General features: G+C 65.7%; 25 protein-coding genes. 7 read left to right on the top strand and 18 right to left on the bottom strand.

Features of this window, described 5'->3' with window-relative positions; all coding sequences use genetic code 11:
• Positions 1 to 191: 191 nt before the first annotated feature.
• The 14 genes from ACNO8S_RS03275 to ACNO8S_RS03340 form a co-directional block, all read right to left on the bottom strand.
• Positions 192 to 1,973 (bottom strand): Na(+)/H(+) antiporter subunit D, encoded by a 1,782-nt coding sequence (locus ACNO8S_RS03275; RefSeq protein ID WP_420182475.1) that lies wholly within the window; start codon positions 1,971 to 1,973, stop codon positions 192 to 194.
• Positions 1,973 to 3,664, bottom strand: coding sequence for a cation:proton antiporter (locus ACNO8S_RS03280; RefSeq protein ID WP_420182476.1), 1,692 nt, complete (start codon positions 3,662 to 3,664; stop codon positions 1,973 to 1,975). The genes ACNO8S_RS03275 and ACNO8S_RS03280 overlap by 1 nt, the downstream gene beginning before the upstream one ends.
• Entirely contained in the window at positions 3,661 to 5,160 is a 1,500-nt protein-coding gene (locus ACNO8S_RS03285) for a monovalent cation/H+ antiporter subunit D family protein (protein ID WP_058990880.1), read from the bottom strand. The genes ACNO8S_RS03280 and ACNO8S_RS03285 overlap by 4 nt, the downstream gene beginning before the upstream one ends.
• Positions 5,153 to 5,509, bottom strand: coding sequence for a cation:proton antiporter subunit C (locus ACNO8S_RS03290; RefSeq protein ID WP_014039689.1), 357 nt, complete (start codon positions 5,507 to 5,509; stop codon positions 5,153 to 5,155). The genes ACNO8S_RS03285 and ACNO8S_RS03290 overlap by 8 nt, the downstream gene beginning before the upstream one ends.
• A complete protein-coding gene (locus ACNO8S_RS03295) occupies positions 5,509 to 5,982 on the bottom strand; it encodes a Na(+)/H(+) antiporter subunit B (protein ID WP_050037636.1) in 474 nt (157 codons plus the stop codon). Before ACNO8S_RS03295 ends, ACNO8S_RS03290 begins: the two co-directional genes overlap by 1 nt.
• Positions 5,979 to 6,524 (bottom strand): DUF4040 domain-containing protein, encoded by a 546-nt coding sequence (locus ACNO8S_RS03300; protein WP_050037637.1) that lies wholly within the window; start codon positions 6,522 to 6,524, stop codon positions 5,979 to 5,981. The genes ACNO8S_RS03295 and ACNO8S_RS03300 overlap by 4 nt, the downstream gene beginning before the upstream one ends.
• The gene (mnhG, locus tag ACNO8S_RS03305; protein ID WP_008310505.1) at positions 6,521 to 6,841 is read right to left on the bottom strand and encodes a monovalent cation/H(+) antiporter subunit G; all 321 of its coding nucleotides are present in this window, start codon (positions 6,839 to 6,841) and stop codon (positions 6,521 to 6,523) included. Before mnhG ends, ACNO8S_RS03300 begins: the two co-directional genes overlap by 4 nt.
• Positions 6,838 to 7,113: a cation:proton antiporter gene (locus tag ACNO8S_RS03310; protein ID WP_005535719.1), complete on the bottom strand. Its 276-nt coding sequence runs from the start codon at positions 7,111 to 7,113 to the stop codon at positions 6,838 to 6,840. The genes mnhG and ACNO8S_RS03310 overlap by 4 nt, the downstream gene beginning before the upstream one ends.
• Positions 7,106 to 8,149: a monovalent cation/H+ antiporter subunit E gene (locus ACNO8S_RS03315; protein WP_044952163.1), complete on the bottom strand. Its 1,044-nt coding sequence runs from the start codon at positions 8,147 to 8,149 to the stop codon at positions 7,106 to 7,108. The genes ACNO8S_RS03310 and ACNO8S_RS03315 overlap by 8 nt, the downstream gene beginning before the upstream one ends.
• 151 nt (positions 8,150 to 8,300) lie before the next feature.
• Complete coding sequence (coaBC, locus tag ACNO8S_RS03320; RefSeq protein WP_050037638.1) at positions 8,301 to 9,467, bottom strand: bifunctional phosphopantothenoylcysteine decarboxylase/phosphopantothenate--cysteine ligase CoaBC; 1,167 nt, start codon at positions 9,465 to 9,467, stop codon at positions 8,301 to 8,303.
• Between the two features lie 50 nt (positions 9,468 to 9,517).
• Positions 9,518 to 11,083 (bottom strand): DUF7519 family protein, encoded by a 1,566-nt coding sequence (locus tag ACNO8S_RS03325; protein ID WP_420182477.1) that lies wholly within the window; start codon positions 11,081 to 11,083, stop codon positions 9,518 to 9,520.
• Positions 11,080 to 12,405 carry a DUF58 domain-containing protein gene (locus tag ACNO8S_RS03330; protein WP_420182478.1) on the bottom strand — a complete coding sequence of 442 codons (1,326 nt, stop codon included), beginning with the start codon at positions 12,403 to 12,405 and terminating at the stop codon, positions 11,080 to 11,082. The genes ACNO8S_RS03325 and ACNO8S_RS03330 overlap by 4 nt, the downstream gene beginning before the upstream one ends.
• Entirely contained in the window at positions 12,402 to 13,145 is a 744-nt protein-coding gene (locus ACNO8S_RS03335; protein WP_050037641.1) for a DUF7269 family protein, read from the bottom strand. The genes ACNO8S_RS03330 and ACNO8S_RS03335 overlap by 4 nt, the downstream gene beginning before the upstream one ends.
• On the bottom strand, positions 13,145 to 14,254 hold the full coding sequence (locus ACNO8S_RS03340; RefSeq protein ID WP_420182479.1) for a DUF4129 domain-containing protein: 1,110 nt from the start codon (positions 14,252 to 14,254) through the stop codon (positions 13,145 to 13,147). Before ACNO8S_RS03340 ends, ACNO8S_RS03335 begins: the two co-directional genes overlap by 1 nt.
• A 101-nt stretch (positions 14,255 to 14,355) precedes the next feature.
• Here ACNO8S_RS03340 and ACNO8S_RS03345 point away from each other — a divergent pair, with 101 nt between their 5' ends.
• On the top strand, positions 14,356 to 15,423 hold the full coding sequence (locus tag ACNO8S_RS03345) for a M48 family metalloprotease (RefSeq protein WP_420182480.1): 1,068 nt from the start codon (positions 14,356 to 14,358) through the stop codon (positions 15,421 to 15,423).
• Here the strand turns inward: ACNO8S_RS03345 and ACNO8S_RS03350 are convergent.
• Positions 15,415 to 16,161 carry an FAD-dependent oxidoreductase gene (locus ACNO8S_RS03350; RefSeq protein ID WP_420182481.1) on the bottom strand — a complete coding sequence of 249 codons (747 nt, stop codon included), beginning with the start codon at positions 16,159 to 16,161 and terminating at the stop codon, positions 15,415 to 15,417. The genes ACNO8S_RS03345 and ACNO8S_RS03350 overlap by 9 nt on opposite strands.
• Positions 16,162 to 16,316: 155 nt before the next feature.
• Between ACNO8S_RS03350 and pan1 the strand changes: the two genes are divergently transcribed.
• The 6 genes from pan1 (at position 16,317) to ACNO8S_RS03380 (ending at position 21,615) form a co-directional block, all read left to right on the top strand.
• Positions 16,317 to 17,531 (top strand): proteasome-activating nucleotidase Pan1, encoded by a 1,215-nt coding sequence (gene pan1 / locus ACNO8S_RS03355; protein WP_420182482.1) that lies wholly within the window; start codon positions 16,317 to 16,319, stop codon positions 17,529 to 17,531.
• A 128-nt stretch (positions 17,532 to 17,659) separates the two neighbouring features.
• On the top strand, positions 17,660 to 18,241 hold the full coding sequence (locus tag ACNO8S_RS03360) for a DUF420 domain-containing protein (RefSeq protein WP_420182483.1): 582 nt from the start codon (positions 17,660 to 17,662) through the stop codon (positions 18,239 to 18,241).
• 65 nt (positions 18,242 to 18,306) lie between these two features.
• Positions 18,307 to 19,530 carry an HD domain-containing protein gene (locus ACNO8S_RS03365; protein WP_420182484.1) on the top strand — a complete coding sequence of 408 codons (1,224 nt, stop codon included), beginning with the start codon at positions 18,307 to 18,309 and terminating at the stop codon, positions 19,528 to 19,530.
• Positions 19,531 to 19,551: 21 nt separating this feature from the next.
• Complete coding sequence (locus ACNO8S_RS03370) at positions 19,552 to 20,577, top strand: amidohydrolase family protein (RefSeq protein ID WP_420182485.1); 1,026 nt, start codon at positions 19,552 to 19,554, stop codon at positions 20,575 to 20,577.
• Between the two features lie 33 nt (positions 20,578 to 20,610).
• On the top strand, positions 20,611 to 21,063 hold the full coding sequence (locus tag ACNO8S_RS03375) for an SHOCT domain-containing protein (RefSeq protein ID WP_420182486.1): 453 nt from the start codon (positions 20,611 to 20,613) through the stop codon (positions 21,061 to 21,063).
• A 72-nt stretch (positions 21,064 to 21,135) separates the two neighbouring features.
• On the top strand, positions 21,136 to 21,615 hold the full coding sequence (locus tag ACNO8S_RS03380; protein WP_050037648.1) for a universal stress protein: 480 nt from the start codon (positions 21,136 to 21,138) through the stop codon (positions 21,613 to 21,615).
• Positions 21,616 to 21,635: 20 nt separating this feature from the next.
• Here the strand turns inward: ACNO8S_RS03380 and ACNO8S_RS03385 are convergent, their stop codons facing one another.
• The 3 genes from ACNO8S_RS03385 to ACNO8S_RS03395 form a co-directional block, all read right to left on the bottom strand.
• A complete protein-coding gene (locus ACNO8S_RS03385) occupies positions 21,636 to 22,583 on the bottom strand; it encodes a biotin--[acetyl-CoA-carboxylase] ligase (RefSeq protein WP_014039707.1) in 948 nt (315 codons plus the stop codon).
• A 63-nt stretch (positions 22,584 to 22,646) separates the two neighbouring features.
• A complete protein-coding gene (locus ACNO8S_RS03390) occupies positions 22,647 to 24,491 on the bottom strand; it encodes an acetyl-CoA carboxylase biotin carboxylase subunit (protein ID WP_023843149.1) in 1,845 nt (614 codons plus the stop codon).
• Positions 24,492 to 24,710: 219 nt separating this feature from the next.
• Positions 24,711 to 25,016 (bottom strand): acc operon protein, encoded by a 306-nt coding sequence (locus ACNO8S_RS03395; RefSeq protein WP_420182487.1) that lies wholly within the window; start codon positions 25,014 to 25,016, stop codon positions 24,711 to 24,713.

A 25,016-nucleotide genomic window follows, 5' to 3' on the forward strand; every position in this document is an offset into this window, starting at 1 on the left:
TGTGTCCGCACGCATCAACAGGTCCCCCTGTTATGCCGTGCTTATCGAATCGTGGCTATGGAGATATATAAGTCTGCACCTGTATTATCAGAGCCTGTAATTACCTCATCTGTTAACACCTATTCTGGGGTGTTTGAACCCAAATATCCCCGATTAAACTCGCAATTATCACAGAAGATGTTTTTAGAACGTCATGAAAGGGCCAGCAGTGCCACCGTAACGAAGACTGCGAGGATGAGGATGCTGAGTCCGATACCGGCCCGCATCGGATGTGCGAGGCTGTCGTCGTCACGAAGCCGTGCAACCACGTCGTTCGGGGAAGTCACTGTTCGCGTGATGATGCCCGTCGCACGGACCACTGCACGGTCGACGGCGGCGTACAGTTCGGTCACGCCGACGACGAGGCCGCGGGAGCCATAGAAGACGGCGGGGTTGTACAGCGAATCGACGTCCGGGACGCGGCCGAGCTTCGAGAGGGGCTTCTTTGTCACCGCGAAGCCGACCAGTCCGAGGACAGCGAGCGCGACTCCTTCGATGAGATGGGGGGTGGTGTAGGTCTCGTAGACGTGGTCGACGACGGCCCCGCTCGTCACGTCGAACGGAAGAATGGTGAACAGAGCTGTGTCGTACACACCGTAGATGATACAGAGCGCGGCTACGGACACCATGGCGATGCTTTGGCCGCGGTTCGCGTCCGGCACGCTGTCGTCGTATTCGCCGTGGAAGAACGCGTAGTAGCCGAACTTGATGAACGACATGAACGTGCCGACGCCGCCCAGCAGCAGCATCCACTCGAGCGTATAGAACTCACCGAGTGGGAGCGGTCCCTTGCCGAAGGTGTAGTGGCTTCCAGAGATGATGATGCCCTTGCTGACGAACCCGTTGAAGCCGGGGAAGCCGGCGATAGACAGCGCAGCGACGGAGAACGCCCCAGCGGTGATAGGCATCTCTCGCCAGAGGCCGCCGAGTTTCTTCAGGCTCTCCGTACCGGTTCGGTAGATGACGACACCGGCGGTCATGAACAGCAGCCCCTTGTAGAGGATGTGGTTGAATACGTGCGCGAACGCGCCGGCCTGAGCGAGCGGCGAGCCGATACCGACGCCGGCGACCATGTACCCGACCTGGGACTGGATGTGATAGGAGAGGAGCCGCCGCATGTCGTTCTGGAACAGTGCGAACAGCGCGCCGAAGATAGCCATCCCGCCGCCCATGTACGCGATGGCTTCGTGGCCGTTGGGGAACGCGCGGTACATCCCGTAGACGCCGGTCTTTGTGGTGAACACGCAAAGGAACACGCTGGCGGCGATGTGCGGGCGCGGATAGGTGTCGGGTAGCCACGCATGCAGGCCGATGAAGCCGACGTTGACGCCGATACCGATCGCGGCCAGCGCGGCGGCCAGCCCGGACGTGATGCCGGCCGTCTCCGGGCCGCCCGGCACCGACGCGAACAGGAACGTCTCCACCTCGACGTAGTGCCGGAGGATGGCGGCCATCAACAGCGTGCCGCCCAGGCCGTGCAGCAGTGCGTACCGGAAGCCGGCCCGGACTGCCTTGCCGCCGTAGTGCCACACCAGCAGCGTGCTGGTGACGGCCATCAGCTCCCAGAAGAAGATGAGTGTGAGCCAGTCGCCGGCGAACACGGCCCCGAAGCTCGTCGCAACATACGAAAGCGCGAACGCCGTCTGTGTGGTGTCGGCCTCACTGGCGTAGGAGTAGAGCACGGCGACCGCGGCGATGAGCCCGAAGATGATGCCCATCAGCCGCGAGAACGGGTCGACGTTCAGTAGCACGGCGTCGAACCCGAGGAACTGGGTCTGGAGGTGTGCACCCTCAGGGACCACGACTGCCCATGGCACCGCCAGCGCCGGGACGAGCGCACCGACGGCGTGCCCGGCCCGCCGCGGGAGTCGGGACACGACGATTGCCAGCGCGAGCAGTATGACCACCGGCGGAACCGCCGTCAGCATCGACATTAGACGACCACCCCCGGGAGATTCTCGACGATAGCATCGACGATTTGCAGGAAGATCACTGTGTGTGGCACCGTCCCCAGCAGGAGCGACAGCGTGGCTGCGGTGAGTATCGGCCCGAGCATAAACCACGTACTCTCGCCGCCGCGCCAGCCGCGGTCGTCCCAGCCGCCTGCGGGCGGGCCGCCGTGGTGTTCGTGTTCTTCGTGGTGCTTGCCGAGATGGTCGACGTGCTGTGGGTCCGGAACATCGCCCTCGTCGGAGTGACCGTCGGCAGCGCCCGATTCGTGGTCCTCACCGCCGTCGGCCCGAACCTCGTCTCGCCCGCCAAGTGGTCCCCCGATGAGCGGCTTCTCGTCGTGGCTCTCCGGCGACTCGAAGTACGCCTGGTAGACGATGGGCCAGAAGTACGCGATGTTGAGTACGCCCGAAACCAGCAAGGCTGCGGCGAAGATGAGCCCGCCATCGAGGCTCAACGCGCCGATGACGAGATACCACTTGCTGACGAACCCGGCGACCAGCGGAATCCCGGCCATCCCGGCCGCGGCGACGGCGAAGGCGGCCATCGTCAGCGGCATCCGCTTCCCGATGCCGGCCATGTCGCTGATGTCGTCGGTGTGGGTCTCGACGTGGATCGCGCCGGCACAGAAGAACAGGGTGAGCTTCATGAACGCGTGGGCGGGGATGTGGAGCAGGCCGCCGGTCAGCGCCTGTCCGTGGAGTAGACCCAGTCCCAGTACGATATAGGAGAGCTGGCTTATCGTCGAGTACGCCAGCCGCCGCTTGAGGTTGTCCTGTCTGAGCGCGATGATACTCGCTGTCAGGAGGGTAAAGGCCGCAATCGCGGCGAGCGGGAGGCCGACGCCGAGTTGCTCCATCGTTCCGGTTCCGTACACGTCGAGGACGACCCTGGCGATACCGAACACGCCGCTTTTGACGACGGCGACGGCGTGTAACAGTCCGGACACCGGCGTCGGCGCGACCATCGCATCCGGGAGCCAGGAGTGCATCGGCATCAGTGCGGCCTTGACGCCGAAACCGGCCGCAAGCAGGGCGAAGGCCGCCCGCGCTAACGTCGGGTCGGCCGTCGCGAGGCCTTCGAGGCCACCGGGCGTGAATGCGGTCGTCCCGGCGAGGACGAACACGAGGACGGTCCCGCCCAGCACAGCGACGCCGCCGCCGAAGGTGTACGCGAGGTACTTCCGGCCGGCGGCGCGGGCCTCGTCTGTCTCGTCGTGGGTGACGAGCGGGTACGTCGACACCGTCAGCAGTTCGTAACAGACGAACAGCGTCAGCAGGTTCGACGCGAAGGCGACGCCGATAGCCGACGCGAGGCTGGCGGCGAAGGAGGCGAAGTATCGGGTCTGGGCGTGTTCGTTCAGCCCGCGCATGTAGCCGATGCTGTAGAAGCTCGTGACGATCCACAGCAGACTCGCGAGCAGGCCAAACAGCAACCCGAGCGGGTCGACGCTGAACGCCAGTTCGATTCCAGTGGCGAACTGTCCGATTGCGAACTCGTACTCTGTCCCGCTCAGGACGCCAGGGACCATGCTCGCAATGATCCCGAACTTCGCGAACGCGACGAATAGGGTCACCCCCTCCCGTACGTTTGGTCGGCCCTTGAGCGAGAGAATCGCGGGGATGGCCACCGCCGAGACGAGGATTGCCAGGATTGGGCGTAGCGAATCAGTCATTGGTTTAGAAGGGGTGGAAGTGTGTCCTCAAGCATTGCTTGTAACTCCGGTACGGCTGCGGTCAGCGCGACCGCGAGTGCGGCCGCGATGACGACGACGGCGATCATCCCGAACGAGACCGCCTGTCCGCTCCCGTCCGTCACGGGAGCCTCAGCAGGTGTCTCCTCCGAGTGGATGGTCGCCTCGGCGAAGTAGAGCCGCTCGACGAGGCGGGCGAAGTACGCGAGCGTCAGCAGGGTACTCGCGAGTAACACGGCCACGACGGGCCAGTTCTCGGCGTTGACCGCGCCGAGGACGATGTACCACTTGCCGACGAAACCGACCGCCGGCGGCACGCCGACCATCGCCAGCGAGAGCACGGCGAAGCAAAACGCCGAAATCGGGACGCGGCTCCCCATCCCGGCGTAGCCGTTCACCGTCGTCGCGCCCGTCTTACGCTCGATGACCCCCGTTGCCGCGAACAGCCCGCCTTTCATCACTGCGTGGCCGAGCAGGTGGACGGTCGCGCCGACGACGGCCAGCGGGGTCGCGATGGCGAATCCGGCGACGACGAGGCCGAACTGCGACACCGAAGAGTACGCGAGCATCCGCTGGACGCTGTCCTGTGAGACGGCGAGTGCGCTCCCCGCGATGATGCTCACGCAGGCCAGGCCGACCAGTGCCCAGCGAGCGACGGGCACGGCCGTCAGGAACTCAACGGTGAACACGGAAAACAGCAGGCGAGCGAGCGCGTACGCCGAAACCGTCGAGACGAGCGCCGAGATGAACGCGCTCACGGTGTCCGGCGCGTTCGCGTACGCGTCTGGCTGCCAGGTGTGCAGCGGGAACAGGGCGACTTTCACCGTCAGCCCGCCGATCATCAGCCCGAACGCGGTCAGGACGAGCGTCGAGTCGTAGGCCGCCATCTCCCCGAGTTTGCTCGCCAGATCGGCCATGTTGAGCGTCCCCGTCGCCGCGAGCAGGTAGCCAACGCCGAGCAGATACAGCGAGGCCCCGACGGTCCCGATGATGAGGTACTTCAGCGCCGCGACGGCGGCGCTCGCGTCCCGGCCACTGGCTACGAGGCCGTACGCTGCAAGCCCCGTGATTTCGAGGAACACGTAGAGATTGAACACGTCGCCGGTGACGGTCATCCCCGTCAGGCCGGCGACCAGCAGCAGGTACAGGCCGTAGAAGGCGTTCGAGTGCGGGCCGGCCTGTCGGGCGTACGCGAGCACGCCCAGTGACACGACGGCCACGAGCAGGGCGACGGCCCCCGAGAGCCCGTCGACGACGAGTTCGATGCCGTACGGGGCGGCGAAACCACCGACCGCGTAGGAAACGGTCCCGCTCGTACTGACGGTCCACGCCAGCAGGCCGGCCAGACCGGCCTGGCCGACGAGCGTCAGCGTCGCGACTGGCCACCCTGCCCGGTCGCTCACGAGGCTGGCGACCAGCGGCACCGCGCCGCCGATAATCGGCAGGACCACCAGTAACACAGGGAGTTGTTCAATCATAGTAGAGCTGTTTGAGTTTATCTTCGTCCAGCGTCCCGTACTCGGTGTAGATGCGGATGATAAGCGCCAGCGCCACGGCGGTCAGGCTCACCCCGACGACGATAGCGGTCAGGATGAGGACGTGTGGCAGCGGGCTCACGTAGGGGCCGCCGCCCTCCTTGATTATCGGCGGATCCCCGCCGGCCCGGAACGCGAGCGTGATGAAAAACAGGAAGATGCCCGTCTGGAAGATGTTCATCCCGATGACCTTCTTCACGAGGTTCTGGGACTCGATGAGCATGTAGAGGCCGATACCCAGCAGGAGCATCACCGCGAAGTAGTTGTAGTGTGAGTTCAGCAGTTCAAACATTAGCTCTCATCCTCCGGTGAGTCGACGGCGTGGCCGAACCCGGCCGCGAGCAGGAAAAAGAGGCCGATGGCAACGCTGGCGACGATACCACCGATGGCCAGTTCGACGAGCTCGATGGCGTAAGCGACCACATGCGAGATGAACTGTTCGTACAGGTGGTATTCGAGGAAGTTCCCGCCCAGGAGCATCGTTCCCAGACCGATTGCTGCGAACGTGAGCACGCCGCCGGACGCGAGCGCGGCGACGACGCGGACGTCGAGCCACTCCCGGGCCGCATCGATGCCGTAGGCGAAGGCGAGCATCATCACGACCGACCCGGCGATGACCCCGCCCTGGAATCCCCCGCCGGGGGAGTTCGCGCCGTGGAACATCACGAACAGGGCGAAGGTGAGGACGAACGGCGACACCACGCGGACCGTCGTCATGATGATCGTGCTCTCGACGTACAGTCCGGTTCGCTCGTCGCTACTCATGCGAACACCTCCTGTCTGAGGACGGTCAGTGCCGCCACGCCGGCGGAAAAGACTACGACCGCCTCACCCAGCGTGTCGAATCCACGGTAGGCCGCGAGCACGGCCGTCACACCGTTTTTGACTTCCGTGTCCGCGTATGCGTTGTCGATGTAGTGCTGTGTTACCTCGCCGCTGACGACGGGGTTTGCCGCGCCCTCCGCCCCAACGGCGGGCAGCGACGGGACCGTCGCTATCATGACGACGACGAACGCGCCGACCAGGACGACGGTCGGGACGCTGATCGACTCGAACAGGCCGTTTTCCTGTGGCCGAACGGTGTTTGCCAGCGCCAGGATGAACAGGATCGTCATGATGCCGGCCCCGACAGCCGCTTCGGTCAGCCCCACGTCAGGGGCCTCAAGCATCACCCAGATAATGGAGATGCCGAGGCTGTAGGCGGCAAACGCCATCAGCGACGCCAGCACGTCACGGAGTACGGCCGCGCCGATAGCACAGCACAATACGAACACCAGCAACACTCCCTCGATGAGCGAGAGCGTCATGACTCGCCCTCCTCATCGCCGGCAGTCCACGGCTCGATACCCTGGTCCTGTGCCGCCCGTGCGACGGCGTGGGCGGCGGTGGGGTTCGTTAGAAACATAAACACCAGCAGGAAGACGGCTTTGATCGTCGCGAGGTCGGTCTGAATCGCGAGCGCGGCGGCCCCGATAGCGAGGACGGCACCCAGCGTATCGCTCTTCGAGGCCGCGTGCGTCCGAGTGTACACGTCCGGCAGTCTGACGATGCCGACCGAGGCGACGCCACCGAAGAACGCACCGACCAGTGCGAGTACGACGATCCCCCACTCCAGCGGCGTCATAGCACACCCCCGTGTTCGACGTTGAACTTCGAGAACGCTATCGAGAGCAGGAAGTTCAACAGGGCGTACACGAGCGCGATATCGAGGAACAGCGGCTTATCGAGCGCGCCGGAGACGAGCGCGATAGCGATGACGGTGTTCGTCCCCATCACGTTGACCGCGATGACTCTGTCGTGGTCCGTCGGCCCCGCGAACACGCGGTACAGCGACACGATAGCGAACAGGACGAACGCGCTGGCGATCGCCAGCAGCGCCGCCTCGAACTCAATCATCGTCGGCCACCTCCGGGTCGTCGATATCGCTCTCGATTGTGCCGTCGCCGTCCCCCTGCCCCCGTTCGCGCGGCGAGGGAATCGCTGCGGCCTCCCGGCCGTAGAAGACGAACCGGACGGCCCGTTCGAGGCCGCCGTCGAACAGGTCCTCGCGCGCACTTCCGGTGAGCGAGTGGATATCGAACGCCTGTTCGGAGACGCTGACGGTGAGCGTCCCGGGCGTCAGCGTGATGCTGTTTGCCAGCGTCGTCACCGGCCCGTCTCCCCAGATGGCCGCCTCCAGTTCGACCATCTCGGGGTCGATTGGCAGCGACGGGTGCAAGACGACGTAGGCGATTTCGAGGTTCGCAATCGCGATCTCTTTGAGGAGGTACGGGATGTAGAGGGCCATCCGGGCGAACTGCCCCGGAACCCGTGTCAGCGACGGCTGGCGACTGAACGCGATCGGCGCAAGCAATGCAGTGACGATAGTCGCCGTTATCGCGCCAGTGAGGAAATCCAGCGGTTTGTACGAACTCAACAGCAGATAAAACAGGTACGACGCCCCGAAAATGGTGAGATACTTCGGGAGCGTCGCGGCGCGAGCGAGCGCGGTCGACCGCGCCGGCCGCTCGACGGGTGCGGTCTCGACGTCGATATCGCCCCGGACGAGTTCGACTTCGAGCGGCCGGAGCATCGGCGTCGTGCCGCCCGGGTTGAACTCCGGATCGAGGACGACCCGTTCGATGCTGTGTTCGTCGGCGTAGGCCAGTATGACGTCGGCGTAATCGCCGGGGCTGAACAGGTAGCGGTCGGCACCGATGACGCCCAGTTCCACGTCGAGGTTCGACGGTGGGTCAGCACCCAGATCCTCGTCGAGCCAGACCTCGATGCGGTCGAGCAGGTCTTTGGCCTGGCCGAGTTCCGTCTGCGCGTCGGGGTCGACGGCGCGCGTGCTTGCGACGGCGACGAGATGCAGGGATACCTGTTGCTGTCCCTCTCTGGCCGCCGATTCGGCCTGTTCAATGGCGTAGGCGACGGTGTTACGGACCGTCACCGAATCGGCTACTGGCACGAGCAGGCGACGGGGTGGTAGTACAGTCACAGTATCTGTTTAGAAACTCCGAATAGCGGTTCGTCGGGCAGTACTGTCGTTATCGGACCGGAGCAACGGAACACGCAAAACTATTTCGTAATCGGTTACGCGGTCAGCCACGACTGGACAGATGGTCACCGATTTCGTCGGCGACACGAGCGCCGAGTCCCTCCTTGTCCCCGACGTACTCCGTGGCCGTGTCCGCGTCGACGAGCAGGGCGCGCGTCTCGTCGGCCCCCATCACGCTCGCGTCGTTGGCGACCACGAAAGTCAGCCCGGCCCGCTCGCGTATCTCGCGGGCGCGCTCGATCAGCGTCTCGTCGTCACCCTCCGTTTCGACCTTGAACCCGACGATAGGGAGGTCGGGGTGGGCCGACCGAACGGTGTCGATGAGCTTCGGCGTCGGTTGCAGCGTCAGCGTCAGTTCCGCCTGCCCGCTCTTGATTTTCTCCGGTGCCTGCTCGACGGTGTAATCCGAGATGGCGGCCGCCGAGACCAGCGCGTCGGCCGAGTCGGCGACCCGACGAACGGCCTCGGTCATCTCCGCGGCTGATTCGACCTGCTCGACGGTGGCGTACGGCACGTCTGGCCCGTCGTGGACGAGCGTCACGTCGGCCCCGCGGGCGTAACAGGCCCGTGCGACTGCCCGGCCGGTCCGCCCCGATGAGCGGTTCGAGAGCGTCCGCACCGGGTCGACTGACTCCGTGGTCGCACCTGCGGTCACGACGACGTGTTCGTCTGCAAGCGGCCGGTCGTCCGCGGCCCGTGCAGTCGCCGTGACGATGGCCTCCTCCGTTGCAATCTTGGCTTTCCCTTCCTCGATCCGCGGGTCCACGAAGTCGACCCCCCAGGACTCGACGCGGTCGATGGCGTCCAGCACGCCGGGGTGGTCGTACATCGGTTCGTGCATCGCCGGCGCGACGACGACCGGCACGTCCGCGCCGAGAGCGGTCGTCGCACACGTCGTCACAGGTGTGTCGTCGATGGCTCCCGCAACCTTCCCGACGGTGTTTGCCGTCGCCGGTGCGAGCAAGAGCACATCCCCCCAGCCCGAGCGCCCGCAGAGGTCGACGTGCTCGACACTGCCCGTGATTTCGGAAACAACCTCGTTGTCCGTGGCGAACTCGAGTGCCCACGGGTGGATGATGCCCGTCGCGCTGTCGGTCATCACGGCCCGGACGGACGCCCCCTGTCGTCGGAGTTCGTGTGCGAGCTCCACCGTCTTGACGGCCGCGATAGACCCCGACACCCCCAGGACGACGTTGACTCCGGTCAGCATACCTGCCGGTTCGCGGTGCGGGGGTAAAAGCCCCTGTCTCTCCGGCGGGCCTAGTCGCCGTCAGTAGCGGGCTGCTCGTTTCGCGTACCACTCCTGTCGCTGCTGGTACGTGGTCCCCCGTCGTGGGCGTTCAGCGCGAGGGTGAAGGCGGCTATCGCAAGCAGGACCAGTCCGAGCGCGACCACCGAGCTGAGCGAGAGCCCGGCCGACGTGGTCGGAACCGCGACCGGGATGAGCACGTACCTGACGAGCATCACGAGCAGGATAGCCCCGGTGAGGACGGCCGCAGTGCCGGTGACGTGGACGAACTCGCTGTCCGTCGTTTCGGCGTCCCGGCCCAGCTGGTGGCCGATACTGCTGGCGTGCGCGCCGGCGTCCCAGACCAGCAGCGCCGCCGCGCTCCCGACGAGAACGAGTATCGGTGCGAGTCCGCGCTCCGCTCCGAGCAGCGTCATGACGAACAGGAGTCCGCTCCCGGCCGCGAATCCCGCCACACGTCGGGACAGCAACTCCGCACCGACTAGTTCGGACAGCACCGTGACGAGTCCACGAAGGACGACGACCGAAACCAAGACGCCGAGAAGGACCACGGTCGCCGAGCCGTAGTGGCCGCCCCCAGTATAGGTCGGTGCTACCCGCCGGGTCACGCCAGCGGCCGTAAGGACCAGCGCGCCCAGCAGCAGCACCACTGGGAGCACGATACTGCCGGTCTGCCGCGCCAGCAACCGTCCGGGGTTGTCCCCCAGCCACTGTAGCAGCCACTGCCGGAGCCGTTCGACGACGAGGATACTCAGTAACGCCAGCAGTCCGGCTACAAGGTGGAGGTGGAGCGGACCACTGAGAACGACCCGCAGGGCCGAGCCGAGCACCGGGAGGCTATCGAGGAAGCGGTCGAACAGTCCCTGTGCTGTCGGGACAAACGCCACGAGCAACTGCAGGCCCACGGCGGCTTTGACGTAGCGGTCGACGTCCCACCAGCTCGTCCCCAGCAGGTCCAGTCGGCCGAGCGTCCGGTCGGTCGTCGCCGTGGGTGCCGGAATCCACGATTCCAGCGTCTCCGTGACCCGGTCCAGCAACAACAGGGCGAGGAGGACACCAACCTGTAGCGTCACGAAGCCCACGAGCGGCTGGACCGAGAAGCCGGCAACGACACGGACGAGCACCCAGGGCAGCCTGACGGCAGCGGCGACGGCACAGACGATTGTGGCGCAGATACCGACCACCAGTACCACGAAACTCTCGTCGAGCATCGCCGTGAGTTCGTCCGTCGCGTCGGTCGGCGGCACCAGTCCGCTACTCGCGTCGATGACGACGAGTGTGGCGGCCAGCGGGAACCCGAGCGCCACGACGAGCGACCAGTAGTCAGTCGCCAACAGCGCGGTTCCACAGAACACGCCCGCGCCGATGACGACGGCAACGCTGCCGCCGGCGATGCGTTCGTGGGTATCGCTACGGAGCGCCCAGACCCCAGCTGCGATACAGAGCCCGCCGACGAAGCCGGTCAGGACTAGTATCGGGTCCACGACAGCGACGGCAAGGGCGAGCGAGACGAGCACCGCGACTGTTCCGGCCAGCGCCGCGCTCGATGCCGCCGGCCGACTGTCGAGTTCCGTCATGCCCACCGCTCCGTTGCGCGAATGAGGGCTTTGGCGAGCGGTTCCGCGGGCGTCCAGTCGGCGACCCGAACCCTCCCTCGAAGGTCGTCGAGGCGGGCCGTTCGGTCGATTCGTTCGACGGTACTGCCCGGACTGTCCCCGGTCGTCATGTCCGGGCTGACGACCGTGACCGCGTGCCCGTACGCGGCGAGCCGTTTCGCCGCATCGGCCGCCCGGTCGTCGAGCAGGGGCGTACAGAACACGACCTGTGACTCGCTCGGTATCGAGCGGTCGAGCGTCGCCACCGCGTCGCCGCCGTCGGCGATGCCGTACCGGTCTGTCATCCCGGTCGGCGACTGCATCCGCCGGGTTCGGGCGCCGGTGTCGAGCAGCGACGAACTGCGGGTCCCTGCCGACCCAGTGACTGACCCGCTCACAACCGTCTCCAGAAACGCCTCCAATCGCTGTTCCTGTGCCCGATTGGCCGACGGCTGGAGCGTCTCACAACTGTCGTAGACGGCGGCACCCACCCGGTTGTCCATGTCCAGCAACGCCGAGCCGACCTGCTGGGCCGCGTAGGCACAGAACTGGACAGCCGTGGGCGTGCCCGTCTCGCCCGCAACGGGGTGTCGGGAATCCACGAGCGTGATGACGGTGGCCGCCCGCGTCTCCTTGAACTCGACTGTCGCCAGCTCGTTGGTCTTCGCGAGGCGGTTCCAGTCGACGCGGTTCATCGGGTCTGAGGACTGGTGCTCGCGGATGGCGTAGAAAGCGAGGCCGTTCCCGCCGGCGTCCGTCGGCACGCGTCCGGACTGGGAGAGTGTCTGTCCCGAAAGCGGGACGGTGTCTACGCTGGCACTGCACGAGAGCGTCGTCTCGACGGCGACCTGCTCGGCGAACTCGACGGTCCCGGTCAGGTTCCGGCAGACGACCGCCACGTCGGTGAACGCGTGGTCGCCGCGTCGGGCTTCGACGGTGTAGGTGACCGAATCCGACGCTCCGGCTTCGAGGTGGGTGCCAAAGCGCGGGGAGCCGTCCACGACTTCGAGCCGCTCGGGGACGCCGTCGAGGACGCGAACGTCGGGCAGGGTCGCGTCCCCGTCGTTCGTGAGCGTCAGCGTCACTGTCACTTCCGAGCCGGGGAGCGGGTCGGCCGGTTCGACGTGACGCTCGACTGTGAGCGTCGGTTCGGGGTCGCCGATGGCCGCCTGATAGGCCGCGTACACAAGCGCCACCGCCGCGACCATGAAAATCGCCGGGTTCCCGGTGACGATTCCGGCCCCGCCGGCCACCAGCGCGGCCGAGACACCGACGTTGCGCTGTGTGGTCTCTCGGGTGCTCATGCACCCTCACCTCGCTGGAGCCGGCGTATCTCGGCTGCCGCAGCCTCGACTTTCCGGTCGAACCCCTCGCCGCTGGCCCAGTCCCGTAACTGCATCTCGATTGGCGGGTCAGGCGCGTCCGGACCGCCGAGGAAGGCGGCCGCCCGGCGGTCGTCCGTCCACGAGCCAGTACGGACGTCCCGGGCCGCCGCCTCCGTCGACATGTCCGCCGTTTCGACCAGCACCTGTCTCGCGGCCTCGCGGAGCCTGTTCCTGACTTCGGACGCATAGCTCGCTTCGAGGCCGTTGTAGGGGTCGACACGCCCGTCGATTTTCGCGAGTAACTCGTCGATATCCTCGCCGACCATATCGCCGGATTTCGCCTGTGTCGCCTCGGGTTCCAGCAGTTCGTCGAGCAGTTCTGCCGGCTCGTCGTCTGTACCGTCGTCACGATACGGGTCACGCGGCTGGCTCCCTTTCACTGGCGGGAGGTCCGACTCCTGTGTCAACACGACAGTATACAGACCGAAGAGGCCGATTACGACGGCTCCGATACTTGCACCGAGCCGGAGCCGTCTAGCCGTCCCGCTGCCGACATCTGGGAGGACTGAGGGAAAAGTAACGACGAACACCGCCCCGGCAAGTGCGACGAGTCCCAACAGCGTGTGCCGGACGAACTTGCGCCCCGGCGTCGGGCGTTCGACGCTGACGTCGATGGTTGCGCTGGCGGTCTCACCTTGTCGTGACTCTGAATCGCTCATCAGTCGTCACCTCCGCCGAGGAGCTGTCTGAGGGCGTTCCGGGCCGATTCGGCTCGGGCACCGGTCGCCGACCGCCCGCCGTACTCGACCTCGCGGAAGAGGGTTGTTAGCCGTCGAACGGGCTCTGCCGGAAGTCCGCTGTCGATAGCCCGGCGGGCGTACTCGCCGGGCGTCGCCGTCTCGGGGTCCGACACGGAGACGCGGTCGGCCAGTAGCGCCCATGCCTCTTGGATGGACAGGCTATCGATGTCCGGGCCGTCGTCCGCCTCTGCCGTCGATTCGGTGGCCGTCGACTGCCGCTGCTCCGAGTCCGACGAACCAAACAGCGGCGGGCTATCGACGCCACTTCGGACTGAGGCGAGGAAGCCGCCGGTCCCACCGAAGCCCCTGAGGGCTCTGAACGGCGCGACCGAGAGCGACCCGAGCGTACTCGGCAGGCCGGCGACCCCTCGCAGTGACATCGTGCCGACCGACCCGATTCCCGTCGCCAATCCGGTCAGGACACCGCCGGAGACGGCGCTGATACCGGCCCCGACTCGTGAGAGCGCCGACGACCCCGAGAGCAGCGCGGCGGTCGTTACCTTCGGAATCCGGCCGATGGTCCGCCCAACCGCGCCGTTCGAAACCGCCGAGACGACTGTCCCGGCCAATCTGTCGAGGAGCGGGTGCAGGAGGAATCCGGCGTCTGTCGACCCGTCGCGTTCCGGGTCTGATGCCGCCCGGATGACACCGACCGCGACGGCGCCGAACCCGCCGATAAGCGCCAGCCCGAGCAGTTTCATCAGAACTGGGGACCCGCTGTCTTCGCCTTCACCGGCTACCGGCGTCGCTGTCGCCGTCTCCGTCGGTGTTGGCGTCGCTGTCGCCGCCTGTTCGTCGCTCGCGCTCGGCGTCGTCTCTGTCCCATCGCTCGTCGCTACCGGCGTCGGCCCACCGTCGACTTCCTCGGGCGCTGTTCCGTCGGGTGTGACCGGCTCGCTCGCTCGGCTGTCGAGGGGACCGCTCGACTCGAACTCGACGCCGAGCGCGCCGGGAAACAGTGCCGTGCCGAACAGGACAGCGACTGCACAGAGGAGGGCGAGGGCGGCACGTACCAGCTTTGTTGACACTACGAGACCGTTTCCGGCGGCACAGTAAATATTTTCCCTCACTGCTGGGCTGTCGGAGCAGAAAACCTTTCATTCGCTGTGGGTATAGCAGAACCAACCCTATGCGGACACTGACCCGCCGTATCCTGTTGACCCTCCTGCTCCTCCTCGCTGTCGACCTCGCTGTGGTCGCTACCGCGGCGGTGCTCCTGACGCCCTGGCTTGCGCCGGTGCGGGACGCCGTTGCGTCCTCGCTTCCGTTCGGCGGGGCGTCGGCACGCATCGCCTGGTGGGTGGCAATTCTCGCCCCCGCCCTCGTGGCGTTTGTCTGGGCACAGCTCCGGTACACCAGCGCCCAGACGATGGCCGAGGTCGACGCTCGCATCGTCGGCCCCGAGGAGTACCCCGACCTCTACGAACGAGTGCAGCGGCTCGCACAACTGGCCGACCTCACGCCGCCACGGATTGCCGTCGCGGACGCCGACGTGCCAAACAGCTTCGCCATCGGGACGCTCGGCGGCGCGACGGTGGTCGTCAGCGAGGGACTGCTGTCGACGCTCGGAGGTGACGAACTCGACGCGGTGCTGGCCCACGAACTCATGCACGTCGCCAACCGCGACGCGACCGTCATGACGCTGGCCAGCTTCCTCCCGTCGCTGACAAACGGCGAGTACGACCCGCTTGATGACCTCCTCCCCGGCGGGAGCGGGAGTCGCTATGCGCTCGGGCTGGTCGCGCTCGGGTTCGCGTACGTGTGCAGCGCCCGGGTGCTCGCGGCCCCCGTCGGGAGCCTCTCGTTCACGCTTGGTTTCCTGTTCCTGTTCGCGGTGACGGTCCTGTTCGGCGGCGTCGCGCTGGGCGTGTTCACTGCCCCCGTCGTCGTCCTCGGGCGGTCGCTGTCGCGCGCTCGGGAGTTCGCCGCCGACCGGAGCGCGGCCCAGTTGACCGGCGACCCCGCCGCGCTCGCCGGGGCGTTAGAGACACTCGACGGCGGGGGCGACGACCGTCCGGGGACCGACAAGCGCTCCGCGTACGCGGGCGTTCGCGGACTGTGCTTCCTTCCACACGGCTTCGACACCGAGGCGTCGAGCGATTCCCTGTCTATCGAAACGCGGTCACACCCGCCGACGGCCGAGCGGATTGAACGGCTGCAGTCCGTTGCACGCTCGCTCGAAACGGGGTCAGTCTGAGACCTCGTCCTGGTCGACGCTCGGGTGCATCGTCGGCTCGCCCGGCATCGGTTCCTCGAAGTACCGCCGCATGACCTCCAGTGACTCCTGTTCGCGCTTCTTGCGTTCTTCCTCGTCGATCTCCTCACATCCTGGCGGAACCGGGCGGTCGCGGCCGGTGAAATACCCCTCCGGTGCGGTCCAGTCGTGATAGAAGTCGATGTCAGAGTCTTCCAGCAGCGTGAGTCCGACCTGTGCGCCGTGGCCCGCGGCGACGATGGTCTGGTGGTGCTGCTCGGCCAGCCGGCCGGCGGCGTACAGCCCCTCGATATCGGTCCGGCCCTGGTCGTCGGTCGAGATGAACTGCTTCGAACCGCGGTCGATAAGCGAAACTTCCAGCCCCTCCAGATACGACGGGTCCGACCAGGAGGCGGCGATGAGGTACGTCGCGTCGTAGGACTCACCGTCGGCACAGGTGACTTCGAATCCCTCCTCGGTTTCCGCCACCTGCTCGGCTTCGCCGTCGATGAACCAGACGCCGGCGCGCCGCGCCTGTGCCCGCATGAGTTCGAGCAGGAGCCGAGGGTTGATTCCCGCCGGGAACCCCGGGTAGTTCTCCAGGTGAGCATTGCGGTTCAGTATCGACTCACCGGTCGAGATAATCCGAGTCGACAGGTCGGCGCGAGCGGTGTATATCGCCGCCGATAGCCCGGCGACGCCCCCGCCCACGATGATGACTTCTTCGCGGTCGGTTGGCATAGACAGATGTTTTCGATGGGGGTCAAGAAACGTGCCGGTTTGAGACCTACGGACAGGAAGCGGCCAGTAGCGGCCCCCTCCGGACGAACGCCGGGCGATACAGTTTCTGGGACTACCCGAAGCCTCATAACGGTACACCTACTAAAGGCGTCGTAATGACCGACACCGTCGATGAGGTCGATATGCCGTACGACGATGACGCGTCTCAGCAACAGAAGATAGAGGCGCTGCAGGAGCGGCTGGAGGTGCTCGAATCCCAGAACGAGGAGATGCGCGACAAGCTGCTGGACGCGAACGCGGAGAACAACAAGTACCAGCAGAAGCTCGAACGGCTCACGCACGAGAACAAGAAGCTCAAGCAGTCACCGCTGTTTGTCGCGACCGTTCAGGAACTCTCCAGTGACGGCGTGATTATCAAACAGCACGGCAACAACCAGGAGGCCCTGACAGAGGTCACTGACGAGATGCGGGAGGACCTCGAACCCGACGACCGCGTCGCCGTCAACAACTCCCTCTCTATCGTCAAACAGCTCGACGACGAAACCGACGTTCGCGCCCGCGTGATGCAGGTCGACCAGTCGCCGGATGTCACCTTCGCCGACATCGGCGGCATCGAAGAGCAGATGGAGGAGGTCCGGGAAACCGTCGAAATGCCGCTGAAGAGCCCCGAGATGTTTGAAGACGTGGGCATCGACCCGCCGAGTGGCGTTCTGCTGCACGGCCCGCCCGGCACCGGGAAGACGATGCTGGCGAAAGCGGTCGCCAACGAGACCGACGCGACGTTCATCAAGATGGCCGGCTCCGAACTGGTCCACAAGTTCATCGGCGAGGGCGCGAAGCTCGTCCGAGACCTGTTCGAACTGGCCCGTCAGGAGGAGCCCGCTGTCGTCTTCATCGACGAAATCGACGCGATTGCGGCAAAGCGGACCGAATCGAAGACCTCCGGCGACGCCGAGGTCCAGCGGACGATGATGCAACTGCTCTCGGAGATGGACGGCTTCGACGACCGCGGCGACATCCGCATCATCGCGGCGACGAACCGCTTCGACATGCTCGACCGCGCCATCCTGCGGCCCGGCCGCTTCGACCGCCTCATCGAAGTCCCGAACCCCGACGTCGAGGGCCGCAAGCAGATATTCCAGATTCACACCCGCAGCATGAACGTCTCCGACGACGTGGACTTCGAGGCACTGGCCGAGGAGATAACGGACGCCTCCGGTGCTGACGTGAAAGCCATCTGTACCGAGGCCGGGATGTTCGCCATCCGCGACGACCGCACCGAGGTCACGATGGCGGACTTCCACAACGCCTGGGAGAAGATCCAGCAGGAGGAGACCGACGACGAGGACGTCTCCCGGACCTTCGCCTGATTCGGCCACGCTTCTATTGCAGTTCTTTTCTGTTTTCCGAGTCAGCAGCCACCGCTCCGGCTCGCAATCGCGCCGCTGTTCCCGCCCGTTTCAGAACACAGTTACCACTCCGGTCCTGAACTGTTGCTATGGCCGTCGCAGACACACTCCAGTCGCGTGCCCGCGCTCGTCCGCGGCTCGTCACCGCTGTCGTCTCGGTCGTTGGCTACGTGCTCGTGTTCGGCGCGTTCGGTGGCGTATTACCCCTCCCCGAGTTCTCGAACGACACCGTCATCCTGCTGGGTGACGCAATCGCCGTCGTCAACAGTATCGCCTTGCTCGCAATCGTCGCCGGCGTCTACTTCATCAAGAACGACCAAGTACAGAAACACCGCGCGGCGATGCTAACCGCCTTCACCCTCATCATGGTGTTTCTGGCGCTGTATATTCTCAAAGTCGGCGGCGGCTTCGAGAAGGAGATCGTCGCCGAGGGGATCGTCTGGACGGCGTACATCGTGATGCTCGCCATCCATATCCTGCTGTCCGCGGTGTCCGTGCCCGTCGTCGTTCACGCGGTCGTGCTCGGGCTGACACACTCTCCCGCTGAACTCAGGGAGACGATTCACGCTCGCGTGGGCCGCATCGCCGTCTCGGCCTGGGGGCTGAGCCTCTTTCTCGGACTCGTGACCTACGTCATGCTGAACCACATCTACGGCTGGGTCCCCCGGTAGGCGACGACCCTCCCGGTGCGTGCGGTGGCGAACGATTTTGCCGGCCGCCGCCGTAGGCCCGGGCAATGACCACAATCAAGGACAGCGTCCACGACCACATCGAGATTCAGGGCGTCGCGGCGGCGTTGCTCGATACACCGCCGGTCCAGCGGCTTCGGCACATCTCCCAGCTCGGCACGGTGACGCTAGTCTACCCTTCGGCGAACCACACTCGATTCGAGCACTCGCTGGGTGTTTATCACCTCGCGGACCGGGCACTATCTCACCTCGGCATTGAGGGCCAGCAGGCCGAACGGGTCCGCGCCGCGGCACTGCTCCACGACGTGGGACATTCGCCGTACAGCCACAACGTCGAGGCGCTCATCCACCGTCGGACAGGCAAGTACCACGACGACGTGGACGAACTGCTCGGTGACGGCCCTGTCGCGCGGGTCCTCTCGGAGCACGGCCTCAATCCGGACCGCGTGGCCGGCCTCGTTGCTGGTGAAGGCGAACTGGGACAGCTCGTCTCCGGCGAACTGGACGTCGACCGGATGGACTATCTGGTCCGTGACGCCCACCACACGGGCGTGCCCTACGGGACCATCGACCACGAGCGGCTGGTCCGGGAGCTGTGTTTCGTTGACGGCGAACTCGTCTTGGACGAGGGGAACGTCCAGACGGCCGAGTCGCTTCTGCTCGCGCGGGCGCTGATGAACCCCACTGTCTACCAGCACCACGTCGCCCGCATTGCCAAGTCGATGCTGCGCCGGGGGACTGAGGAACTGCTCGCCGCGACTGACACGACGGCCGAGGCGCTTCGCCGATGGGACGACAACGACCTGCTCGTGGCGCTCCGACAGTGTGACGCGACGGAAGCGTACGCCCGGCGGCTGAGTCAGCGGGACCTGTACAAGCGCGCCGTCTGGGCGGAGTGGGGGGCCGTGCCCGACGAGATTCTGGCGGCCGACCACGACGCGGTCGGCGCGATGGAGCGGGCTATCGCCGACGAAGCGAACGTCGACAGCGACGCTGTCGTGCTCGATATCCCGCCCGAACCGTCGATGACCGAGTCGAGCAGCCGTGTCCTCGTCAACGGCGACGTCCGCCGGCTCGGCGAGCAGTCGACCCTGGTCAACGCCATCCGCGCCGCCCAGCGCGACCAGTGGCGACTCGGCGTCTACGCGCCGGCGGACGAGAGCGAGCGGGTCGGTTCGGCGGCGATCCGCGAACTCGGACTCGATCTCGACGGGGCCAGAGTCCGGGACGTGCGGACGGGTATCCATGCCACCCTCGATGAGTTTAACTGAGAGAACGGGCGAACGGAGAGTATGATTCTCGAAGGGACGATTCTGACGGGACGGTCGTTCGAGGCTGTCGAGGGCCGCGTCGTGGTCGAAGACGGGGAGATAGCCGCCGTCGAGGAGACCGCGGTCGACAGCGACGACATCGTGGTCCCGGCGTTCGTCAACGCCCACACCCACATCGGCGATTCAATCGCCAAGGAGGCCGGAGAGGGGCTCTCGCTGGAAGAACTGGTCGCGCCGCCGGACGGCCTGAAACACCGGTTGCTCCGCGATGCGAGCCGGGACGAACTGGTGGCCGCGATGGCGCGGACGCTGTCGTTCATGGAGCAGTCCGGGACTGGCGCGTTCATCGAGTTCCGGGAGGGCGGCGTTGAGGGCGTCCGCGCGATACAGGACGCGCTGGCGGGTTCAGACCTCGACAGCGTCATTCTCGGACGCGAGACGACCGATGCAATGGAATTGGCCGACGGCTTTGGCGCGAGCGGGGCCAACGACAGCGAGTTCGGGGCGGAACGGCGCGCGACACGACAGGCCGGGAAGCTGTTCGGCATCCACGCGGGCGAGGTCGATAGCTCCGACATCAACCCCGCGCTCGACCTCGACCCCGACTTCCTTGTCCACATGGTTCACGCCGAGTCGCTGCATCTCGAACGGGTCGCCGACAGCGAAATCCCCGTCGTCGTCTGCCCCCGGTCGAACATCGTGACCGACGTTGGCCGTCCGCCGGTCGAGGAACTGGCCGAGCGGACGACAGTCGCGCTCGGGACGGACAACGTCATGCTCAACAGCCCGTCGATGTTCCGCGAGATGGAGTTTACCGCGAAGCTGTACGACATTTCCGCCCGTGAGGTACTGCGGATGGCCACAGTCAACGGGGCTGAAATCGCTGGGCTTGGCGGCGGTCTGGTCAAGCCCGGGCAGCCGGCACGCCTGCTCGTTCTCGACGGGGATTCGGACAACCTCTCCGGGGCGCGAAACCCGGTTCGGGCTGTCGTTCGCCGGGCGGAGACGGCCGACGTTCGGCGGGTCGTCCACCCCGGGACGGAATAATTCTTATCACTGCGGGAATAGTATCCTTGGGCGATGCCCTCCACCACCGACCGCGCCCTGAGCACACCACTGAAGATACTCCTGTATGGCCTGCTCGGAGTCGTGTCGCTGATTGTCGTTCTTGCCGCTGTGAGACTCGTGTTCGGACTGTTCTGGGGCCTTGTCGGCCTCGCATTCGGTATCGTCTCCCTGGCGGCTACTATCGGGGTGCTGGCGGCTATCGGCTACGCCGTGTACTGGGTCGTGTCAGAGGTCTTCGGTCAGGACGAGGCAACGGCGTCGGCGACTGACGTGTCACGGGCACAGGCCGCACACACGACTGGCGAGGCCAACGAAACAGACCCCGTTGATCGGCTCTCTGAGCGTTACGCCAACGGGGAGATAACCGAAGCCGAACTGGAACGACGGCTCGAACAGGCCCTCGACGAACCGGCGCTGGATGGCTCCGGGGCAACAGAGTACGAACGGGACCGAGAGCTGAACTGAGCCTTATCCTGCTCGATTGTTGTATGTTGCCTGTTACCAAACTATATCCCTTCAGCCAGACAATAGTACAGCATGTACGACAGGATACTGGTGCCGACAGACGGCTCGCCGGGGTCGGAAGCGGTACTCACACACGCTGAAACACTTGCGACGACCCACGACAGCGAGATTCACGCGCTGTACGTCGTCGACACCGGCCGGTTCTCGACGCTCCCGCACGAACCGACGTGGGAGAGCGTCACCGATTCGCTCCACCGCGAGGGCGAGATGGCCCTGGACATGGTGGAGCGTCTCGTTGCCGACGATGTGACTGTCACGCGAGCCACGGCCGAGGGAAGCCCGAGCCGGGAAATCATCGACTACGCGAGCCAGCACGACTGTGACCTCATCGTGATGGGGACCCATGGACGCGGCGGCATCGACCGCCTGTTGCTGGGGAGCGTCGCCGAACGGGTCGTCCGGTCGGCCCACGTCCCGGTCGTCACTGTTCCGGTCGAGACGACGCCACAGGATATCTCGGAGGACGAACAGCCTACCGGCGTCCCACAGTGACGTGTCTCCTGTCGTCGCCCTCACTCCGTAACCGGACGGAGATGTTCGCAATCTCCCGCTGAAACGACTTCTGTCCCAGATTCTGTCTCGATGACGAGCGCGCCCGGGAACTGGATATCTACGGCTTCGCCCTCGATGGGGCCGCCCGGCGTCTCGACCCGGACCTGTTGTCCCAGCGTCGTCGCGTACTCCCGCCACGCCTCGACGACCTGCTCCGTGTCCTGGCGCAGCGAGTCGAACTCCTCCAGCAGTCGCTGGGTGAACAGCCGTCGGTCGACCGGCTCGCCGCGCTCGGCCGAGAGACTCGTCGGGTTCGCTTCGTCGGGCAAGTCCGCGGGGTCGACGTTCGCGTTGACGCCGATGCCCACGACGACCCACGAGACGCGGTCGGCCTCGCCTTCCATCTCGGTGAGGATGCCGACTAGCTTGCGTTCTTCCTCGCCGCGCCGGACGAGCACGTCGTTGGGCCACTTGATGCTGGCGTCGACGCCGGCCTCGCGGGCCGCCCGCGTCACCGCGACGGCCGCCGCGAGCGTGAACACCGGCGCGTGGGCCATCGGCACGTCGGGCCGGAACAGCACCGAGAGCCAGGCCCCGCCGCTCGGCGAGTGCCAATCGCGGTCGAGTCGCCCCCGGCCGCCGGTCTGTTCGTCGGCCAGCACTACGACGTCCGACGCCCCCTCCGCCGCGAGGTCGCGGGCACGAGCGTTCGTGCTGGGGATGCTGTCGTGGTACTCGACGGAGAACGGCGCGTCGAGGCCGTATTCGACCGCGCTCGCCCCGAACTCCGGTACCGAATCGAGGACGTAGCCCGCATCGTCGCTGCGGATCTCGAACCCCTCGTCACGCAGGGCTTCGACGTGCTTCCAGACCGCAGAGCGGGAGATGTCCAGTTCGTCGGCGAGGGTCGGCCCCGAGACGGGGCCGTCCGCCAGTGCGTCGAGCACCCGGTGGCGTGTCTCGTTCATATGCGGGGCTTCGACCGGCCGGAATAAAAGGCGTCTGCAGCGCGCGGCGGGCAGGCCGCTCGCTCACCCGATCACAAAGAGCAAGTCGCCCATGTCGACGGATTCGCCCTCGCTGACGGCTACGTCGTTGACAGTGCCGCCGCGTTCGGCGACAATGTCGTTTTCCATCTTCATCGCTTCCAGCACACAGAGGACGTCGCCGGCCTCGACCTCGTCGCCTTCCTCGACGTTGACCTCCAGAATCGTCCCCTGCATCTCCGCGGCGACTTCCTGCCCTTCGGCGGCGGTGGCACTGCCGCCTCCGCTGTCTGAACTACTGCCGCCCCGTGGCCGCTGTGGCTGGCTCCCGCCGTCGGCGTCCACGTCGCCGACGTTGATCGGGGGTGCGCCGCGCTCTTCGAGGTCGACTTGGAACCGCTTGCCGTTGACTTCGACGGTGAACTCGCGTTCGACGACTTCCTCGTCCTCGTCGCCATCGGATTCGGTGACTGTGCCCCACTGCTCCTGCGCCTCTTCGATACGCGTGCGGTCGAGGTGTTCGTCGAGGTACTTCGTGGTGTGTGTCCCGGTGACGAACTTCTCGTCGGTGAGCATCAGGCGGTGGAACGGAATGACAGTCGGGATGCCTTCGATGTCGAAGTCCTTGAGCGCCCGTTTCCCGCGCTCGATACACTCCTCACGGTCCCCGCCGTAGGTGATGAGCTTCGCGATCATCGAGTCATAGTCCGTGACGAGGTCGTCGCCCTGCCGGAGCGCGTCGTCGAGGCGGACGCCGATACCGCCCGGCGGGTCGTAGGTGTCGAGGCTGCCGCCGGTTGCGGGCGCGAAGTCGTCAGCGGCGTTCTCGGCGTTGATGCGGAACTCCATCGCGTGACCTTCGATCTCCACGTCGTCCTGCTCGAAGGTGATCTCCTCGTCCATCGCCACCCGAAGTTGCCACTTGACGATGTCGATGTCGGTGATCTCCTCGGTGACGCAGTGCTCGACCTGAATGCGGGTGTTAACCTCGAGGAAATAGAAGTTCGCCTCCTCGCCGAGCAGTTCCCCTTGCTCGCGGTCGGTGTCCTCTTCGACGAGGAACTCGACAGTCCCGGCGTTGTAGTAGTCCGATTCGCGGACGCCGCGTCGGGCAGCGTCGCCGATCTTCTCGCGGAGCGCATCGTTCAGGGCCGGCGATGGCCCCTCCTCAATGACCTTCTGGTGGCGGCGCTGGAGCGAGCAGTCACGCTCGCCCAGATGCCGGACGTTGCCGTGGTGGTCGGCGATGATCTGGACCTCGATGTGGCGGGGGTTCTCAAGATACCGTTCGAGATACACCGAATCGTTCGAGAAGTACGCCTCTCCTTCCCGCTTTGCGCTTTCGAGTTGTTCCTCGGCTTCCTCAGGGTCGTGGACGATTTTCATCCCGCGGCCGCCACCGCCACCCTCGGCCTTGATGGCCACCGGGAAGCCGTTTTCCTCGCCGAACTCGACGACTTCCTCGGGGTCATCGACCGGGTCGGTCGTCCCGGGGACGATGGGCACGTCGGCCGACTGCATGATCTTGCGGGCCTTCGTCTTCTCGCCCAGTGCCTCCATCGACTCGCTCTCGGGGCCGACCCAGGTGACGCCGTCCGTCTCCTGGACGCGCTCCGCGAAGTCGGCGTTCTCCGCGAGGAAGCCGTACCCAGGATGGATGGCGTCCGCGTCGGCCTGCTTGGCCGCGTCGATAATCGCTTCCTGGTCGAGATAGGAGTCTGCGGCACGGGCCGGACCGACGTTGTACGCCTCGTCCGCATACCGGACGTGCCCGGCGTGCTTGTCGGCGTCAGAGTAGACGGCCACTGTGCCGATGCCCAACTCCTCGCATGCGCGCATCACGCGCACCGCTATCTCCCCGCGATTAGCGACGAGCACCTTATCGAACATACGCCCTCATACTGAGAGTCGGCCCATAAAACTATGCGCAGATAGCGGCCAAACTTACATATATAATCATGTTAGTATGGAACATGGACACAAATCCAGATAGGGCACCGCCAACTGATACGGATTGTTGTAGATCATTTCCGGATAGCTCCGATACCGGAGTCGGAGCATCCCACTAACTCTCCCTACCAATCCGTATGACAGAAGAGCTGTCCGCGGTCAGAACCGTTCGGTGCGGCCGGCGGCACTCCAGGGGTCGGTCGGAGCGTCCGAGCGGACCCGGACGGAGCGCTTTTGCGTGGCTTCGACGCGCCCGGAGAACGACCACTGCTTGCCGTCCCAGGAGTCCCCGTCGTCTGCCGCCGCAGCCGCCGCGGCCGCTGCCGCCGCGCGCTGACGGTCGGTGAGGTGTGCACCGATGGCGACGGCGATGGCGGCCGCCTCGTCCGTCGACGCGTCGTCGAGCTGGGCAGCGATCTCCGCGACCAGTTCGGCGTCGACAGCCGAGTCAGTGTCTGCGGCCAT

The sequence above is a fragment of the Haloarcula sp. KBTZ06 genome (assembly GCF_048595605.1).
GTDB classification, from domain to species: domain Archaea; phylum Halobacteriota; class Halobacteria; order Halobacteriales; family Haloarculaceae; genus Haloarcula; species Haloarcula hispanica.

Excerpts from the sequence above, each read along its gene's own strand:
- ACNO8S_RS03275 (WP_420182475.1), bottom strand. The coding sequence starts at position 1,973 with ATGTCGATGCTGACGGCGGTTCCGCCGGTGGTCATACTGCTCGCGCTG.
- ACNO8S_RS03280 (WP_420182476.1), bottom strand. The coding sequence starts at position 3,664 with ATGACTGATTCGCTACGCCCAATCCTGGCAATCCTCGTCTCGGCGGTG.
- ACNO8S_RS03285 (WP_058990880.1), bottom strand. The coding sequence starts at position 5,160 with ATGATTGAACAACTCCCTGTGTTACTGGTGGTCCTGCCGATTATCGGC.
- ACNO8S_RS03290 (WP_014039689.1), bottom strand. The coding sequence starts at position 5,509 with ATGTTTGAACTGCTGAACTCACACTACAACTACTTCGCGGTGATGCTC.
- ACNO8S_RS03295 (WP_050037636.1), bottom strand. The coding sequence starts at position 5,982 with ATGAGTAGCGACGAGCGAACCGGACTGTACGTCGAGAGCACGATCATC.
- ACNO8S_RS03300 (WP_050037637.1), bottom strand. The coding sequence starts at position 6,524 with ATGACGCTCTCGCTCATCGAGGGAGTGTTGCTGGTGTTCGTATTGTGC.
- mnhG (WP_008310505.1), bottom strand. The coding sequence starts at position 6,841 with ATGACGCCGCTGGAGTGGGGGATCGTCGTACTCGCACTGGTCGGTGCG.
- ACNO8S_RS03310 (WP_005535719.1), bottom strand. The coding sequence starts at position 7,113 with ATGATTGAGTTCGAGGCGGCGCTGCTGGCGATCGCCAGCGCGTTCGTC.
- coaBC (WP_050037638.1), bottom strand. The coding sequence starts at position 9,467 with ATGCTGACCGGAGTCAACGTCGTCCTGGGGGTGTCGGGGTCTATCGCG.
- ACNO8S_RS03325 (WP_420182477.1), bottom strand. The coding sequence starts at position 11,083 with ATGACGGAACTCGACAGTCGGCCGGCGGCATCGAGCGCGGCGCTGGCC.
- ACNO8S_RS03330 (WP_420182478.1), bottom strand. The coding sequence starts at position 12,405 with ATGAGCACCCGAGAGACCACACAGCGCAACGTCGGTGTCTCGGCCGCG.
- ACNO8S_RS03335 (WP_050037641.1), bottom strand. The coding sequence starts at position 13,145 with ATGAGCGATTCAGAGTCACGACAAGGTGAGACCGCCAGCGCAACCATC.
- ACNO8S_RS03345 (WP_420182480.1), top strand. The coding sequence starts at position 14,356 with ATGCGGACACTGACCCGCCGTATCCTGTTGACCCTCCTGCTCCTCCTC.
- ACNO8S_RS03350 (WP_420182481.1), bottom strand. The coding sequence starts at position 16,161 with ATGCCAACCGACCGCGAAGAAGTCATCATCGTGGGCGGGGGCGTCGCC.
- pan1 (WP_420182482.1), top strand. The coding sequence starts at position 16,317 with ATGACCGACACCGTCGATGAGGTCGATATGCCGTACGACGATGACGCG.
- ACNO8S_RS03360 (WP_420182483.1), top strand. The coding sequence starts at position 17,660 with ATGGCCGTCGCAGACACACTCCAGTCGCGTGCCCGCGCTCGTCCGCGG.
- ACNO8S_RS03365 (WP_420182484.1), top strand. The coding sequence starts at position 18,307 with ATGACCACAATCAAGGACAGCGTCCACGACCACATCGAGATTCAGGGC.
- ACNO8S_RS03370 (WP_420182485.1), top strand. The coding sequence starts at position 19,552 with ATGATTCTCGAAGGGACGATTCTGACGGGACGGTCGTTCGAGGCTGTC.
- ACNO8S_RS03375 (WP_420182486.1), top strand. The coding sequence starts at position 20,611 with ATGCCCTCCACCACCGACCGCGCCCTGAGCACACCACTGAAGATACTC.
- ACNO8S_RS03380 (WP_050037648.1), top strand. The coding sequence starts at position 21,136 with ATGTACGACAGGATACTGGTGCCGACAGACGGCTCGCCGGGGTCGGAA.
- ACNO8S_RS03385 (WP_014039707.1), bottom strand. The coding sequence starts at position 22,583 with ATGAACGAGACACGCCACCGGGTGCTCGACGCACTGGCGGACGGCCCC.
- ACNO8S_RS03390 (WP_023843149.1), bottom strand. The coding sequence starts at position 24,491 with ATGTTCGATAAGGTGCTCGTCGCTAATCGCGGGGAGATAGCGGTGCGC.
- ACNO8S_RS03395 (WP_420182487.1), bottom strand. The coding sequence starts at position 25,016 with ATGGCCGCAGACACTGACTCGGCTGTCGACGCCGAACTGGTCGCGGAG.